This window comes from Microcella sp. (genome assembly GCF_025808395.1).
Lineage (GTDB): Bacteria > Actinomycetota > Actinomycetes > Actinomycetales > Microbacteriaceae > Microcella.
This window is the reverse complement of the sequence record NZ_CP075524.1, coordinates 1,086,672-1,102,354: the sequence shown is the minus strand read 5'-3', so window position 1 is coordinate 1,102,354 and position 15,683 is coordinate 1,086,672. Positions and strand designations below refer to the sequence as shown.

The 15,683-nt window shown below is 67.9% G+C and carries 13 protein-coding genes; 10 read left to right on the top strand and 3 right to left on the bottom strand.

The window, feature by feature from the left end; genetic code table 11:
- Positions 1-228 precede the first annotated feature (228 nt).
- Genes ileS through ndk form a run of 4 tightly spaced genes read left to right on the top strand, consistent with a single transcriptional unit; the run spans position 229 to position 5,643 of the window.
- Positions 229-3,447, top strand: coding sequence for an isoleucine--tRNA ligase (gene ileS, locus KIT89_RS05440; protein WP_297603611.1), 3,219 nt, complete (start codon positions 229-231; stop codon positions 3,445-3,447).
- On the top strand, positions 3,444-4,802 hold the full coding sequence (locus KIT89_RS05435) for a folylpolyglutamate synthase/dihydrofolate synthase family protein (protein ID WP_297603610.1): 1,359 nt from the start codon (positions 3,444-3,446) through the stop codon (positions 4,800-4,802). The genes ileS and KIT89_RS05435 overlap by 4 nt, the downstream gene beginning before the upstream one ends.
- On the top strand, positions 4,799-5,224 hold the full coding sequence (locus KIT89_RS05430; protein WP_297603609.1) for a DUF4233 domain-containing protein: 426 nt from the start codon (positions 4,799-4,801) through the stop codon (positions 5,222-5,224). Before KIT89_RS05435 ends, KIT89_RS05430 begins: the two co-directional genes overlap by 4 nt.
- Positions 5,221-5,643 (top strand): nucleoside-diphosphate kinase, encoded by a 423-nt coding sequence (gene ndk / locus KIT89_RS05425; protein WP_297603608.1) that lies wholly within the window; start codon positions 5,221-5,223, stop codon positions 5,641-5,643. The genes KIT89_RS05430 and ndk overlap by 4 nt, the downstream gene beginning before the upstream one ends.
- 20 nt (positions 5,644-5,663) lie before the next feature.
- Here the strand turns inward: ndk and KIT89_RS05420 are convergent, their stop codons facing one another.
- Positions 5,664-6,293, bottom strand: a complete 630-nt coding sequence (locus tag KIT89_RS05420; protein ID WP_297603607.1) for a vitamin K epoxide reductase family protein — start codon at positions 6,291-6,293, stop codon at positions 5,664-5,666.
- 372 nt (positions 6,294-6,665) lie between these two features.
- On the opposite strand from KIT89_RS05420, the gene KIT89_RS05415 reads away from it, so the two are divergent.
- The 4 genes from KIT89_RS05415 (at position 6,666) to KIT89_RS05400 (ending at position 12,831) form a co-directional block, all read left to right on the top strand.
- The gene (locus tag KIT89_RS05415; protein ID WP_297603606.1) at positions 6,666-9,413 is read left to right on the top strand and encodes an Rne/Rng family ribonuclease; all 2,748 of its coding nucleotides are present in this window, start codon (positions 6,666-6,668) and stop codon (positions 9,411-9,413) included.
- A 230-nt stretch (positions 9,414-9,643) separates the two neighbouring features.
- Positions 9,644-10,576: a permease gene (locus tag KIT89_RS05410; RefSeq protein WP_297603917.1), complete on the top strand. Its 933-nt coding sequence runs from the start codon at positions 9,644-9,646 to the stop codon at positions 10,574-10,576.
- Positions 10,569-11,333 (top strand): TIGR03943 family protein, encoded by a 765-nt coding sequence (locus KIT89_RS05405; protein ID WP_297603605.1) that lies wholly within the window; start codon positions 10,569-10,571, stop codon positions 11,331-11,333. Before KIT89_RS05410 ends, KIT89_RS05405 begins: the two co-directional genes overlap by 8 nt.
- Positions 11,314-12,831, top strand: a complete 1,518-nt coding sequence (locus tag KIT89_RS05400; protein ID WP_297603604.1) for a hypothetical protein — start codon at positions 11,314-11,316, stop codon at positions 12,829-12,831. The genes KIT89_RS05405 and KIT89_RS05400 overlap by 20 nt, the downstream gene beginning before the upstream one ends.
- A gap of 119 nt (positions 12,832-12,950) precedes the next feature.
- Here the strand turns inward: KIT89_RS05400 and KIT89_RS05395 are convergent, their stop codons facing one another.
- Together KIT89_RS05395 and KIT89_RS05390 are read right to left on the bottom strand one after the other, a co-directional pair.
- Positions 12,951-13,223, bottom strand: coding sequence for a DUF4031 domain-containing protein (locus KIT89_RS05395; protein WP_297603603.1), 273 nt, complete (start codon positions 13,221-13,223; stop codon positions 12,951-12,953).
- A 60-nt stretch (positions 13,224-13,283) separates the two neighbouring features.
- Positions 13,284-14,690 carry an HNH endonuclease signature motif containing protein gene (locus tag KIT89_RS05390; protein ID WP_297603602.1) on the bottom strand — a complete coding sequence of 469 codons (1,407 nt, stop codon included), beginning with the start codon at positions 14,688-14,690 and terminating at the stop codon, positions 13,284-13,286.
- Between the two features lie 315 nt (positions 14,691-15,005).
- On the opposite strand from KIT89_RS05390, the gene rplU reads away from it, so the two are divergent.
- The gene (rplU, locus tag KIT89_RS05385; protein WP_137738410.1) at positions 15,006-15,314 is read left to right on the top strand and encodes a 50S ribosomal protein L21; all 309 of its coding nucleotides are present in this window, start codon (positions 15,006-15,008) and stop codon (positions 15,312-15,314) included.
- Between the two features lie 18 nt (positions 15,315-15,332).
- Entirely contained in the window at positions 15,333-15,584 is a 252-nt protein-coding gene (rpmA, locus tag KIT89_RS05380) for a 50S ribosomal protein L27 (protein ID WP_297603601.1), read from the top strand.
- The last annotated feature ends 99 nt before the right edge of the window (positions 15,585-15,683 follow it).

The following is a 15,683-nucleotide window of genomic DNA, read 5'->3' as shown; positions in this document are numbered from 1 at the left end:
GCGATCGCGTACACTCGAGTCAACAGCGTTGATCCGGCTATCACCGGGGAGTTCTCGGAAGAACGCTCGACTCGTGCGAGCTGCTAGACCCGAGCGGGGCAGGCCCGTCATCGCCGCAGGAGAGAGGCGAGCATCCCAGATGCTCGCAAGCGGGGTGGTACCGCGGCAGGCTCACGAGCCTGGCGTCCTCGCGGGAAGTGATCGCAGCATCCACTGACCGGAGGAACCATGGTCTACCCCCGCCACCGCGACGAGAGCGGTGTTGTCGCATCGCCGAACCTTCCGGCGCTCGAGCACGAGGTGCTCGCCTACTGGGCCGAGCACGACACGTTTCGGCGGTCGATCGCGCAGCGCGAGGGGTGCGACGAGTGGGTGTTCTACGACGGCCCGCCGTTCGCCAACGGTCTGCCGCACTACGGCCACCTGCTCACCGGGTATGCGAAAGACGTCTTTCCGCGCTTTCAGACCATGCGCGGCAAGCAGGTGCACCGCCGGTTCGGGTGGGATACCCACGGTCTGCCCGCCGAGCTCGAGGCGATGAAGCAGCTCGGCATCACCGAGAAGGCGCAGATCGAAGAGATGGGCGTCGAGGCGTTCAACGCGAAGGCCCGCGAGAGCGTGCTGCGCTACACCGACGAGTGGCAGAGCTACGTGACCCGCCAGGCGCGCTGGGTCGACTTCGAGAACGACTACAAGACGCTCGACATCACGTTCATGGAGAGCGTGCTGTGGGCCTTCAAGACCCTGCACGATCGCGGGCTCGCCTACGAGGGCTACCGCGTGCTGCCGTATTGCTGGCGCGACGAGACGCCGCTGTCGAACCACGAGCTGCGCATGGATGACGACGTCTACCAGTTGCGGCAAGACCAGTCGGTCACGGTGACCTTTCCCCTCGTCGGCGAGAAGGCTGAAGCGCTCGGCCTCACGGGTGTCGAGGCCCTCGCGTGGACGACGACCCCGTGGACTCTACCGACGAACCTGGCGCTCGCCGTCGGCCCCGAGGTGGTCTACGCGGTCGTGCCCCGCGGCGGTGAGGCTCAGGATGCTCGCACTTTCTTGCTCGCGGCCGACACGATTGCGGCCTATGCGAAAGAGCTCGGCTATGCCGACGCCGACGAGGCGCGCGCCGCTGTCACCCGCACGCTCGTCGGCAGCGAGCTCGGCGGTGTGCAGTACGACCGCGTGTTCGACTACTACGCCGACGTCGAGACGTGGGGCACCGAGAACGCCTGGCAGATTCTCGTCGCCGACTATGTCGCCACCGGCGAGGGCACGGGCATCGTGCACCAGGCGCCCGCCTACGGCGAAGACGACCAGCTGACGTGCGCGGCGGCCGGTATTCCCACGATCATCTCGGTCGACGACGGCGGCCGGTTTCTGCCCCAGGTGTCCGACGTCGCCGGCCAACAGGTCTTCGACGCGAACAAGCCGCTCACGGCGATGCTGCGCGAGCGGGGCCGTCTGTTTCAGCAGCGCAGCTACGAGCACAGCTACCCGCACTGCTGGCGCTGCCGCAACCCGCTCATCTACAAGGCCGTCTCGAGCTGGTTCGTGCGCGTCACCGAGCTGCGCGATCGTGCGCTCGAGCTCAACGAGCAGATCACCTGGGTGCCCGACAACGTCAAGCACGGCCAGTTCGGCAAGTGGCTCGAGGGCGCTCGCGACTGGTCGATCAGCCGCAACCGCTACTGGGGCAGCCCGATTCCGGTGTGGAAGAGCGACGACCCGACCTACCCGCGCGTCGACGTCTACGGCTCGCTCGCCGAGCTCGAAGCCGACTTCGGCACCCTGCCGCGCAACGCCGATGGCGAGGTCGACCTGCACCGCCCGTTCATCGACGAGTTGACTCGCCCGAACCCCGACGACCCGACCGGGCGGTCGACGATGCGGCGCATCGACGATGTCTTCGACGTCTGGTTCGACTCGGGCTCGATGCCGTTCGCCCAAGTGCACTACCCGTTCGAGAACGCCGACTGGTTCGACTCGCACAACCCCGCCGACTTCATCGTCGAGTACATCGGGCAGACGCGGGGCTGGTTCTACACGATGCACGTGCTCGCGACGGCGCTGTTCGACCGCCCGGCGTTCAGCAGCGTCATCAGCCACGGCATTGTGCTCGGCAATGACGGGCAGAAGATGTCGAAGAGCCTGCGCAACTACCCAGACGTGGGCGAGGTGTTCGAGCGCGACGGCGCCGACGCCATGCGCTGGTTCTTGATGTCGAGCTCAGTCATTCGCGGCGGCAACCTCGTGGTCACCGAAGAGGGCATTCGCGCGGGTGTGCGCGAATTCGTGCTGCCGTTGTGGAGCACCTACTACTTCTTCACGCTCTACGCCAACGCCGGCACTCTCGGTGAGGCCACCTGGCGCACCGATTCACCCCATGTGCTCGACCGCTACCTGCTCGCCAAGACCCGCGACCTCGTCGTCGAGGTGACGAGCCAGCTCGACTCGCTCGACGCGCCGCTCGCCGCAGCGGCGCTGCGCGACTTCGCCGACGTGCTCACCAACTGGTACGTGCGCCGGTCGCGCGATCGATTCTGGGCGGGCGATGATCGGGATGCTCACGACACCCTCTTCACCGTGCTCGAGACCCTCGCCAGGCTGTCGGCACCCCTGGCGCCTCTCGTCGCCGAAGAGGTCTGGCGCGGTCTCACCGGGGGCGAGAGCGTGCACCTCGCCGACTGGCCGGCAGCAGAACAGTTCGGGGCAGACGACGCTCTCGTCGCCTCGATGGACACGGTGCGGGCGATCGCGAGCGCAGGTCTGGCACTGCGCAAGGCGCAAGGGCTGCGCGTGCGCCTGCCGCTGCAGTCGCTCACGGTCGTCGCCCCGGCAATCTCGGCGCTCGCCGACTTCAGCGACATCGTGCGCGATGAGCTCAACGTCAAGTCGGTCGAGCTCGTCGAGTTCGACGAGTCGCTCGTCGCCGAGTACGGCATCACCCGGCGGCTCGCCGTCAACGCTCGCGCGGCCGGGCCGCGCATCGGCAAGAGTGTGCAGCAGGCGATCGCCGCCGCGAAGGCCGGCGACTGGTCGGTCGACGGCGACAGCGTCGTCGTCGGCGGGCTCGCCCTCGAGCCGGGGGAGTACACCCTCGAGCTCGAGCTCGACGACCCCGCCGCGGCTGTCGTGTTCTTGGCTGGAGGAGGATTCGTGCTGCTCGACACCCGCGTCACCCCCGAACTCGCGGCCGAAGGGCTCGCACGCGACGTCATCCGCGCCGTGCAGCAGGCGCGCAAAGACGCAGGCCTCGACGTGAGCGATCGCATCGCGCTGCGGCTCGGCTCGGCAGACGCCAGCACGCGCGACGCGATCGAGGCCCACGCACCGCTCATCAGCGCCGAGACGCTCGCCACGAGCCTCGACGTCGTCGAGGGTGGCGAGGGTGCGGCGGTCGCCGTCGGCGATGCGGCAACCGTGACAGTGTCGGTGGTGCGCGCATGACCCCCGACCGTTCGGCCGACGACCGCGCCGCCGCCGAGGCAGTGCACGCCGAGCTGCTCGCCCGCATCGGCGAGGCGAACCCTCAGCCGCGCCTCGAAGCGACGCGTCGCGCCGCTGAACTGCTCGGCGACCCGCACCGCAGCTTCGCGATCGTGCACATCACCGGCACCAACGGCAAGACATCGACGGCACGCATGATCGAGAGCATCCTGCGCGCATACGGTCTGCGCACCGGCCTGCTCACGAGCCCGCACCTCACTCGCCTCAACGAGCGCATCGTGATCGACGGCGAACCCATCAGCGACCGGATGCTCGCCGACACCTGGGCAGACATCGCACCATACCTGCTCATGGTCGATGCCGAGTTGACCGCGAACGGCGAAGCGCCCTTGAGCAACTTCGAGGCGCTCACCGCGCTCTCGTTCGCCGCCTTCGCCGACGCTCCCGTCGATGTCGCCGTGCTCGAGGTGGGCATGGGTGGCGAGTGGGATTCGACGAACATCGCCGACGGCGACGTCGCCGTGCTCACGCCCATCGCGCTCGATCACGAACGCTTTCTCGGCAGCACGGTCGGTGAGATCGCTCGCACGAAGGCCGGCATCATCAAACCGGCCGCGACGGTCGTCACGGCCATCCAGCAGCCCGAGGCGATGCAAGAGCTCACCGCGGCCGCCGAGCACAACGAAGCCGCGGTAGTCTGCGAAGGCATCGGCTTCGCTCTCGTCGATGCCCGGCTCGCGGTGGGCGGGCAGCTCATCGACGTGCGGGGCAGGGCGGGCGAGTATCGCGAAGTGTTCTTGCCGCTGTTCGGAGTGCATCAGGCTCAGAACGCCGCCGTGGCGATCGCCGCCGTCGAATCGTTTCTCGGCGACGGCACGCAGCCGCTCGCCGACGACGTGCTCGCCGAAGGGCTCGGCTCGGTGACGAGCCCGGGGCGGCTGCAGCTCATCGGTACCGAGCCGAGCGTGCTCATCGATGCGGCGCACAACCCGCACGGCGCCGAAGCGCTCGCGCGGGCACTGCTCACGTCTTTCGCCTTTGACTCGATCACCGCGATCGTCGGCGTGCTCGATGACAAGGACGCGAGGGGCATCATCGAAGCCCTCGATCCGGTCGTCGACCGCTTCATCGTGAGCAGCAGCGCGACGGCCCGCTCGATCGACGGCGACGAGCTCGCCGATGTCGTCGCCGCCGTGGCGAGCCACGATCGAGTGTCGGTCGAGCCGAGTCTGGCCGCGGCGATCGACGCAGCTCGAGCAGAGGCCGGGCCGAACGACGCCGTGCTCATCACCGGTTCGGTGACGATGGCCGGTCAGGCGCTGCTCATCGCGCGCGAGCAGAATTGGGTGCTGTGACCGACACCGCCTCGACACCAGCACCCGAACAGCCGGCGCGCCGCGCGCGGCGCACCCGCAGCGCGACAGAGTCGCTGCTCGTCATCACCCTGGGCATGGAGATGCTCGCCGTCGTCTTCGGAACCCTCGCCATCAACGGGCTCGGCATACTGCCGTCGTCATCGGTCTTCATCGGCGGAGCCGTGTTGCTGGTGCTGCTCGTCGTGGCCGTGCGGGTTGCACGCTACCGCTGGGGAGTGTGGTTCGGCTCGGCATTGCAGGTCGTGCTGCTGCTCACGGGCATCATCGAAGTGCTCGCCGCCGTGACCGCGGCCGTCTTCGTGGGATTCTGGATCTACGGCCTCGTCAAGGGCCGGCAACTCGATGCGGCGACGAGCGCGAGCGCAGCATCCACCGACCACACCGATCAGGAGACATCATGACCACCACCGTTGAAGAGACCCTCGTGCTCGTGAAGCCCGATGGTGTCGCCCGCAACCTCACCGGCGAGATTCTGCGCCGCATCGAAGCGAAGGGCTACCAGCTCGTCGACCTCAGGCTCGTGCAGCCCGACCGCGACCTGCTTGCCGCCCACTATGCCGAGCACGAAGGCAAGCCCTTCTACGAGCCGCTCATCGAGTTCATGGAGTCTGGCCCCGTCGTCGCCGCGCGCATCGCCGGCAACCGCGTCATCGAAGGCTTTCGCTCATTGGCGGGCACGACCGACCCGACGACGGCGGCGCCGGGCACCATTCGCGGCGACCTCGGGCGCGACTGGGGCCTGAAGGTGCAGCAGAACCTCGTGCACGGCTCAGACTCTCCCGAGTCTGCCGCTCGCGAGCTGGCGCTCTGGTTCGCCTGACGCCGCCGAGCCCGACAGGGTCAGCCCAGCAGTAGCCCGATCAGGGTCGGAAACTGCACGACGATGGCCACCACGATCGCCACGATGGTGGCGACGATCGGCACCCATACGAACGGCAGCACGGTCGACGCGAACCGCGCGACGCGAGGGTTGTCGACGAGCGCGCCGGTCGCGAGCGTCCAGAGCAGCAGCACCCAGAACATCGGAATCACCGTGGCCCAGACGAGCATGCACCAGGGGCACAGAATGCCGATCTGAAAGACGGCCTGGTCGAACAGCCACATGATGAAGACGAAGGCGCCCGCGACGCCGACCATGAAGCTCCACCAGAACCACCGGGCGAACCGTGCACCGGCGAGCAGACCCACGCCGACGGCGATCGGCGCGACAAGACCCGCGACCCCCAAGAGCGGGTTCGGAAAACCGAGCAGCGATGCCTGCCACGACTCCATGATGCTGCCGCACGAGACGAGCGGGTTGACGTCGCAGTTGAGCACGTAGGTGGGGTCGATGAGCGAGTGCACTCGCTCGACGATGAGCGACATCGCGCCGTACCAGCCGACCGCTCCCGTGACGATGAGGGTGATCGCGAGTGCGATGGGGCGAGGTGCGTCTGCGCGCGGGTGAAGTCGATCAGCAGTGGTGGTCACTGCTCGATTATCCCGCTGCGCACCGTGCGACACCTGGGTCTAACGTCCCGACACGTCGAGTCCGTGCGATAATGAGGCGAAGTCGTCGCCAGCCGCGCTCGCGACGACCACCAACAAAGCTTTCCGGGCATGACCGGACCAGTTTCGCGGCACCGATTGCCGCGACCGTGGGGAATAGCCAGTTTCCTGTGCCGCACCGCTGTGACAGAGCGAAAGCGGCGGCAGCAGCGAGGTCGTGACAGGGCCCGAGAGAGCGCCGAACCCGAGTCGGGGGCGCTGTGCCACAACCAAAGATTTCGGTGAGAGAGAGAAGCTCTCGCCCCCAATGCCACCGTGCGGGCGCGGCCCGAGCGGTCGAGGAGTGCACCAGCGATGGTGAGTGACGACAACCTGAACGACGAGAGCACGGCCCCGAAGAAGCGCACGAGACTCTTCGGCGGTCGAGCACCCAAGCGGGCGACCGACCATGCGTCGCAGAGCGAGCCCGGCTTCGATGCCGCGCACCTCGCCGAGCCCGAGCCCGCCGCACAGTCCGCACTGGAGTCTGCACACGCTGTTGAGCCCGAGACGGCTCCCGCGTCTGAGGCAGCTCCCGCCAAGACCAGGCGCAAGCCGGCAGCCACGGCAGCGACTGCCGCACAGGCCGAGCCTGACGCACCAACCGAACCCGCCAAGAAGCGCGAGCGCGGGGCGAAGCGCGAGCCCGACGCGAGCGCCCCGTCCGACGCGAACGCAGCGTCCGACGCGAGTGCCTCGCTCGATGAGAGCCCCGCGTTCGACGCGAGCACCTCAGCAGTCGAGAAGCCCGTCTCCGCACCCGTGTTTCCTGAGCTCAAGCCCGAGTCGACGACGTCGCTGCTGTTCTTCGCACCTCCCGTAGCCGCGGTGTCGCCGAGCCGTCGGCCGTCAGATGCCGACGCCCTCGACGACGACGAGGGCACCAGCACGAGTCGTCGACGCTCGCGCACGCGTCGCAGTCGAGGTGGAGCATCCGCAGACGGCGATGCCCGCAACGAGGGCGGTCGCAGCGATGCGAGCCGTGGCGATGCGGGCCGTGGCGACTCCGGCCGTGGCGACGATTCCGGCCGCTCGCGCGGTCGACGCAGCCCCGAGCCGATCACCGAGCCTCAGCGCATCAAGGGGTCGACCCGACTCGAGGCCAAGAAGCAGCGCCGCCGCGACGGCCGCGACGCCGGCCGCCGGCGCCCGGTCGTCACCGAGGCAGAGTTTCTCGCCCGCCGCGAGAGCGTCGACCGCGCCATGGTCGTGCGGTCGAAAGACGGCCGTATTCAGATCGGCGTGCTCGAAGACGGTGTGCTCGTCGAGCACTACGTCGCCCGGTCGAGCGAGTCGAGCCTCATCGGCAACGTCTACCTCGGCAAGGTGCAGAACGTGCTGCCCAGCATGGAGGCGGCCTTCGTCGACATCGGCCGCGGCCGCAACGCCGTGCTGTACTCGGGCGAAGTCGACTGGGATTCCGCCGCGCTCGACAGCGACGGCAAGACTCAGCCGCGTCGCATCGAGCTCGCACTGAAGCCAGGCGACAAGGTGCTCGTGCAGGTGACGAAAGACCCCATCGGGCACAAGGGTGCTCGACTGACGAGCCAGGTGAGCCTGCCGGGGCGCTACCTCGTCTACGTTCCGAATGGCTCGATGAGCGGCATCAGCCGCAAGCTGCCCGACACCGAGCGTGCGCGACTCAAGAAGATCTTGAAAGAGGTGCTGCCCGAGAATGTGGGCGTCATCGTGCGCACCGCGGCCGAGGGCGCCACCGAAGAGCAGTTGACCCTCGACGTGCAGCGCCTCACGAGCCAGTGGGCCGACATCAGCACGCAGCTCGAGAAGACGCCGGCGCCTGCGCTGCTGCACAGCGAGCCCGATCTGCTGATCAAGATCATTCGCGATGTCTTCAACGAAGATTTCAGCTCGCTCGTCATCAGCGGAGCAGACGCGCAGCAGACCATCGAGTCATACCTGCGCGGTGTGGCACCCGACCTGCTCGACCGCGTGAAGAAGTACGAGGGCGACCACGACCCCTTCGACGAATACCGCATCAGCGAGCAGATCGAGAAGGCCCTCGACCGCAAGGTCTGGCTGCCCTCGGGCGGCTCGCTCGTCATCGATCGCACCGAGGCGATGACCGTGGTCGACGTCAACACCGGCAAGTTCGTCGGCTCGGGCGGAAACCTCGAAGAGACCGTCACGAAGAACAACCTCGAGGCGGCCGAAGAGCTCGTGCGCCAGCTGCGCCTGCGCGACATCGGCGGCATCATCGTCGTCGACTTCATCGACATGGTGCTCGAGTCGAACCGCGACCTCGTGCTGCGCAGGCTCATCGAGTGCCTCAGCCGTGACCGCACCAAGCACCAGGTGGCAGAGGTGACGAGCCTGGGCCTCGTGCAGATGACGCGAAAGCGCCTCGGGCTCGGCCTGCTCGAGACCTTCAGCGAGACGTGCGACGTGTGCGCCGGTCGCGGGTTGATCATTCACCACGACCCCGTCGCGAAGCACCGCGCCCCGAGCGACTCGACCCAGAACGGCGGCGGTCGGCGACGCGGCGGCGGCAACTCGCCGAACGGCGGCGGCGCGCGCAACGGCGGCTCGACCACCAAGTCAGGCCCCTCGGCAGGCACGCACGCGATCACCGACGACGTGAGTCGCGCGCTCGCGCAGATCGCGGCGAAGACGGTCGCCTCGACGGCGACGGGCGCGATCACGCTTCCCTCGGCGACGGATGCTGCTGCCGAGCAGGCAGTCGCGTCCACCGACTCGTCGGCCAGGGTCGAGTCGTCCAGCGTCGAGTCGGCCAGCGTCGAGTCGTCCAGCGGTCAGCGCGGCAGCACCGAGCGCGGCGCCACCGAGCCCGGCACCACCGAGCCCGGCACCACCGACTCGGCGGGCACCGAGCCCTCCGCGACAACCCTTGAGATTCTCGACATCCCCGTCGAGGCGAAGCCGGTGCGCAAGCGGGCGGCGCTCGATCCGAAGTCGGCAGACGAGCTGCTCGACTCGGTGCTCGAATCGCTGCCAGAGCCTCCAGCACCCGGAACCCGCAAGCGCGCCTCGCGCCGGGTCACGAGCGGCACGATCACGACCACCTCGTCCGCAGACGGTTCGTGAGGCAGGCCCGCCTGACGCACGAGCACCGACTCGCTGTCTAGGATGACGGCGTGACGCACAGCCAGCCCGACACCGAGCGCGGTGCGACTCGGCCGCGTCACGACCACGACGCCGACCACGGCGCTCACCGCCACAGCAGTCACGAGCCCGCAGAGCACGAAGCGCCTCGGCGCTGGCGCGCCGTGCACGTGGTCTGGGCGGCTGCGGCGACCGCGGTGCTCATCGGGCTCGTGGCGGTGCGGGCGTTCACGGCCGAGAATCTCGACCCGAGCATCCCGAACCCGGTGCAAGACCTGCTCACGCTGTCGACGAGCGTGCTCGTCGAATCGCTTCCGTTCATCGTGCTCGGCATCGCGCTGTCGATTCTGGTGCAGGTGTGGATTCCTGAGCACTGGCTGCTGCGCATTCTGCCGCGCAACGAGTGGGGGCGGCGCGCGGTCATCTCGCTCTTCGGCATGTTTCTGCCGGTGTGCGAATGCGGCAATGTTCCCCTGGCGCGCGGGCTCGTCAGGCGCGGCTTCACGGTGCCCGAGTCGATGACCTTTCTCATCGCGGCGCCCATTCTCAACCCCGTCACGATCATCACCACGCACCAGGCGTTCGGTTTCGACGACGGCATTCTCATCGCACGGCTGCTCGGCGGCTTCGCGATCGCCAACATTCTCGGCTGGCTGTTCAGCAAGCACCCCGAGCCGATGAGTCTGCTGAGCGGCCGCTTCGCCGAGCAGTGCCGACTCGACGACGGGCACACGCACTCTCGCAACCGGCGCGAGCAGACTCTCGACCTGTTCGTGCGCGAGTCGAGCATTCTCATGCCGGCCCTCGTCATCGGCGCACTCGTGGCCGGCGGTATTCAGGTGATCGTGCCGCGCGAGGTGCTCGTGGCGCTCGGCAGCGACCCGCTGTTCAGTGTGCTGGCGATGATGCTGCTCGCATTCATCATCTCGATCTGCTCGAACGTCGATGCCTTCTTCGTGCTGCCGTTCGCGTCGACCTTCCTGCCGGGGTCGATCGTCGCGTTTCTGGTCTTCGGGCCGATCATCGACATCAAGATGCTCGCGCTCATGCGCACCACCTACACGACGAGAACGCTCGTGCAGCTGACCACGATGGTCGGTCTGCTGAGCCTCGCCCTCGGACTGGTGGTGAACGTCTTTGCCTGACACTCTGTGGCGTCGCGTGCAGCGGTGGCGCGGCGTCGTCATCATCGGCACGATGGCCGCCATCACGCTGTGGCTCGCGGTGAGCGGCCAGCTCGTGCTCTACATCCACCCTCGCTACATCGTCTTCACCGTGACGATGTCGATCATCGCGGTCGTGCTGTCGGTGCTGGCTGTCTCGAGTCGTCGCCAGCACGATGACGAGCACGGCGCACCTCCCGAGCGGCGTGAACGGATGCTCGGGCTCACGGCTGCTGCCATCGCGGGGGTCTTCACTCTCGGCATGGTGGTCATTCCGCCCGCGACGCTCAGCACCGCGACAGCGCAGCAGCGAGAGGTCAACGCGACGGCGAGCACCGACTCGGCGAGTCTCGAACAGGCGTCGACGGCCGACGCCGAGGCGATCGCGCGCTTCACGGTGCGCGAGTGGTCGTCGGTGCTGCGGCAGACGAGCGATCTGGCGTTCTTCGACGGCAAGCCCGCCACGGCGCTGCTCGGCTTCGTGACTCCTGACACCGACGACCCCGACAACATGTTCTACGTCTCGCGCTTCGTGGTGACCTGCTGCGCTGTCGACGCGCAACCGCTCGGGGTGCCGGTGCACCTGCCCGGCTGGCAGGCCACCTTCGCCGAAGGCACCTGGGTCGAAGTGTCTGGGCCCTTCGCGAGCAACCCTTCTCGCACGAGCTCGCAGCCGATCGTGCTGATTCCCGAGTCGGTCGAGGCGGTGGAGCAGCCGCGTGAGCCCTACCTCTTCTGAGTCTCCCCCCGACGCAGCCCAGAACGGCGACCGCGGCGACTCGCTCACGACGGGTGCGGCACCCGCTTCGGCCACTGCTCGAGTCGCGGCGACGTCGCAGCGGCTTCGGTCGCAGCAGGCGCGGCGGCGCTTCGAGCGCACGTTCTGGATTCTTGCCGGTTCGCTCGCCGCCTTCTCGGCAGTCTTCTTGCTGCTCGGTTCTCTGCAGGGCCCCAAACTCAGCTCGGCCGTGGTCGACCCGCAGCGCGTGACCGAGCAGGCGGGAGTGCAGCTGCGCTTGTTCGCCAATCAGCCGCTCGCCGAGGTCTCGGCCGACCAGGTGACGGTCACCCCGGCAGCGTCGATCTCGGTCGCCGTGCAGGGCGACCTGCTCATCGTGCAGTTCGAGCAGCGACTGCGCTACTCGACCGAGTACGTGGTCGAGGTGCGAGACGTGGGTGCGACGAGCCGCGACGCGACGGCAGATTTCGAGCACCGATTCACGACAGCGCCCGGCAGCGTGCTCTACCTCGACCGCGATGACGCGGGCGATGAGATTCTGCGCGCGCCTCTGCTCGGTGCCGGTCGCGGCGAGGTGGTCGTCGCAGCGGAGGGCATTCAGCACTTCGTTCCCGTCGAGGGGGTCTTCGTGCTCGCTCGCGACGACGGCGAGGGCGGCAGCGTGCTCGAGTCGGTGCAACCGGGCCCCGGTGGTGCGGTCGAGCAGTTGCGCCTGCCTGACGGTGTGCGGGTTCAGCAGCTGATCGCTCCTCCTCTCGGAACCCTCGTGGCGGTCGTGCTGTCGAGCGTGCCGGGGGAGGGGCCCGAGCAGGGAATCCCTGAGTTCTCGAACACGCTCGCCGTCATCGATCTCGCCGGCGATCGTTCGGTCACCCCGGTGCTCGGGCTCGACGGCGCTCCGGTCTCTGTCGTGATGGCCGAGTTCTTGCCCGATGGTGCCACTCTCATCGCGCACGCGCTCGACCAGTCTGTGCTGCGCATCGATCTCTCGGGGTCGGGGCTCGTGCTGCCGATCGACCAGGTGCAGACAGTCTTCGGCTTGTCGACCGACGCGCAGAAGCTCACCGGTGCCGACGCTTTCGGGGTGATCTACCTCGATCTCGAGTCGGGAGCCGAGGTGCGGCTCGACCCCTCGCTCTTTGAGGGAGATCTGGCATTCGGCGGCGAGGCCATCTTCACTGCGGGCGACCTGTGGGTGCAGAAGGTGGCCATTCCTGACGCGACGGGAGGAGCCTTCCGCACGCTGCTCGTCGCTGATGACGGGTCGGGTGCTTCGCGGCTGCTGCTCAGCACCGTCGACGATCGCGGAAGCATCGGCGGCTTCTCGGTGTCGCCGAACGACCAGTTCGTCGCGGTGGAGGTGACCCCTTCGGTGGCGGATGCTGTGCCAGACGGTCGCCGCGTGAACGGTCGCCCGACCTCGATCACCACGGTCATCGTCGACATCGAGTCTGGGGCGATCGTGCGCACGCTCGAGGGCTTCGGCGCCATCTGGTAGCGGGGGCCCGTGGCTGCGTGGCTGAGTGGCTGCGCGACTGTGCGGCTGAGTGACGATGTGGCTGCGTGACTGCAGTGCTGTTCGTTGGCGATGCTGCGTTGCCGCGATGGTCGCGCCGGTCAGAGCCCGCGTTTTTCGCGCTGGCTCACCCTCAACCCTGAGGCCTGCAACCGCTCGACCAGTTCGCGCCCCGTCACCGGTACTGCCCCGAGTGCGATGAGCGCGTGCCGTCGTTCTTCGGGGTAGTCGTAGTGGTCGTGATCGAAGCCGCGCTCGGGTATTCCGGCTCTGCGTGCAAAGCTGTGCAGCTCGTCGAGCGACTGGTCGCTCACGAGGTGCCCCCACAGTCTGCCGTGGGCGGGCCAGGCGGCTTCGTCGATGAGCACGGTCATAGTGCTGGAATCTTAGGCGCTCGCTGCCTGCGCATTCGTCATGCGTCGACCGCACGTGGGTCATGCGCTGAGGGCGTCGTGCAGCGCCCTGCTGCGGCTGGGCATGGTGATGGCGCGCGAGGCGCTCTCGCGGGCTGCTCTGTCGCGAGTGGGGTCGTCGCGCGTGGGGTCGCCGTCGTCGGGTGGGTGGAGCAGGTAGGTGGGCCCGGCGCGGGTGATCTCCCATGCGTTGTTGTGGGCGAGGAGGTGGTGATGTCGGCAGAGCAGGATTCCGTCGGCGACATTGGTCTTTCCGTGGTCGCGGTGCCAGTGCTCGATGTGGTGCGCTTCGCACCAGGAGGGGGGTCGTTCGCAGCCTGGCCAGCGGCATCCTCCGTCGCGGGCCGCGAGAGCAACCCTCTGCGCACGGCTGAAGAGGCGTCGTTCGCGGCCGAGGTTGAGGGGTTGTCCCGCGTTGTCGGGTGTGTCGTCGACGGTGAGGGTGATGGTGCCGGCTGTGCAGGCGTGCCGTTCGACCGTCGCGATCGAGACCGGGTCGACGTGGCCTTCGATGTACCCCCGACCGGTGCGGGTGGTGAGGTGTGTGGCGGCGACGATGATGCGCACTCCGATGGGGGCATCGCCGAGCAGCTGTGTGGTGTCGGCGGCAGCACCGTGCCTGAGGAGTTCGGCGAACACGTCGCTGGCGCGCTGCTCGGGGGTGCGCGTGTCAGCCCACTCAGCCGCGGAGGCGTCGGCTGGGCTCGCGCCATCAGAGCGCGCGTCGGTGAAGTGGGGGCCGGTGCGGCGGGGCGAAGTGACGCGGTCGAACACGTCACTGACCAGGGCGTAGGTTTCGGGGTCGAGCACCCAGTGGGCGTATCCCATGCCGTCAGCGCGGCGCCTGAGCCGGAAGGAGCGCTGCTCGCGGCGGGCGTCTTCACGCTCCGCAACACCAGCAAGGTCAAGGTCGTCCCGCAGAGCGCGTGCTTCACGGCCGGCGCGGTCGGCATCAAGCCCCTCGATGCGCGGCAGCAGAGCAGCGGCAGCCTGGTCGAGGTCATCAGCACTGACACCCCCACCGACTCGCCCCAAACCGATGCCGACAGCGTCAGCGACGGCAACACTGACCCGCCCCTCCACCACGGCGGCGCCGAGCACCCCCTGCTGGTCGCCACCGATCGTCGCGCCGACGCGCACGGCCGTGCGGGCGTCCACAGCCCGGGTTCCCGTGGTGACGCGCACCAGCTCTTCGGCGGTGCGATGCCCGGTGCGCTGCGCCAAACCGTCAGAGCCCAACTCAGGGGTAGAGCGGCGGGCGATCTCGCCCGCCAACAGCGACACATGCAGTTGCGCCAGTCGCACCTCTTCTGCCGCCAGACGGGTGAGATCAAGCAACGCCTCATCAGCCAGCGCACGATACGACTCGAGAGCACGAGGGACAGCAGTGAGAGCATCCACCGCCACCGACATCGCTGACGCGATCACACCGCCCACCTCCCTCTGTCGTTCGGTGATTCGAACATACCTTCGACCACCGACACGCAGACGGCACGAGCACCACCTGTGGACAGAGCTCATGGAGGTGGCGGGCGAGCACGGCGGGCCCGCCAGTCGAGGCGGGCCGCCAGAAGAGAGCGCGACGCGCGCCCCACCAGTTTGACCGGGTCTCGTCGCGTCGGCTATTCTTGACCGTTGGTGTGCGCTGGGCTGCGCCCGCGCCAGTACCCTCCCTCAAGATTTCTCACTCACGACGATTCGTGCGGGCGAGAAGTTGTCGTGATAACAGAGCAAAGGTGAAACGTGGTCTACGCAGTGGTGCGCGCCGGTGGGCGGCAAGAGAAGGTCGAGGTCGGCACGGTTGTCGTGCTCGATCGCGTCAAGGCGGGCGAAGACGGCACTATTCAGTTGACCCCGGTTCTGCACGTCGACGGCGACACGGTCACGACCGACGCCAAGAAGCTCGCGAAGATCACGGTGACCGCCGAGGTGCTGAACGACCTCCGCGGCCCGAAGATCGTCATTCAGAAGTTCAAGAACAAGACCGGGTACAAGAAGCGTCAGGGTTTCCGCGCTGATCTGACCCGCGTCAAGATCACCGGCATCAAGTAAGAAGGGTCGCGACAAGACATGGCACACAAAAAGGGCGCATCGTCCACCCGCAACGGTCGTGACTCGAACCCCCAGTACCTCGGCGTGAAGCGCTTCGGCGGTCAGGTCGTCAAGGCTGGCGAGATTCTTGTGCGTCAGCGCGGCACTCACTTTCACCCCGGGGCGAACGTCGGCCGCGGTGGCGACGACACCCTGTTCGCACTCGCGGCCGGTTCGGTCGAGTTCGGCCAGAAGGGCGGCCGCAAGGTCGTCAACATCGTCAGCGCATAACGCACTGCACAGACTCACGCGAGGGGCGGGCTTCGGCCCGCCCCTTCGCCGTTGAACAGCACGGTTGTGATCAGCACCGACATCGAACGTCGACTGGCG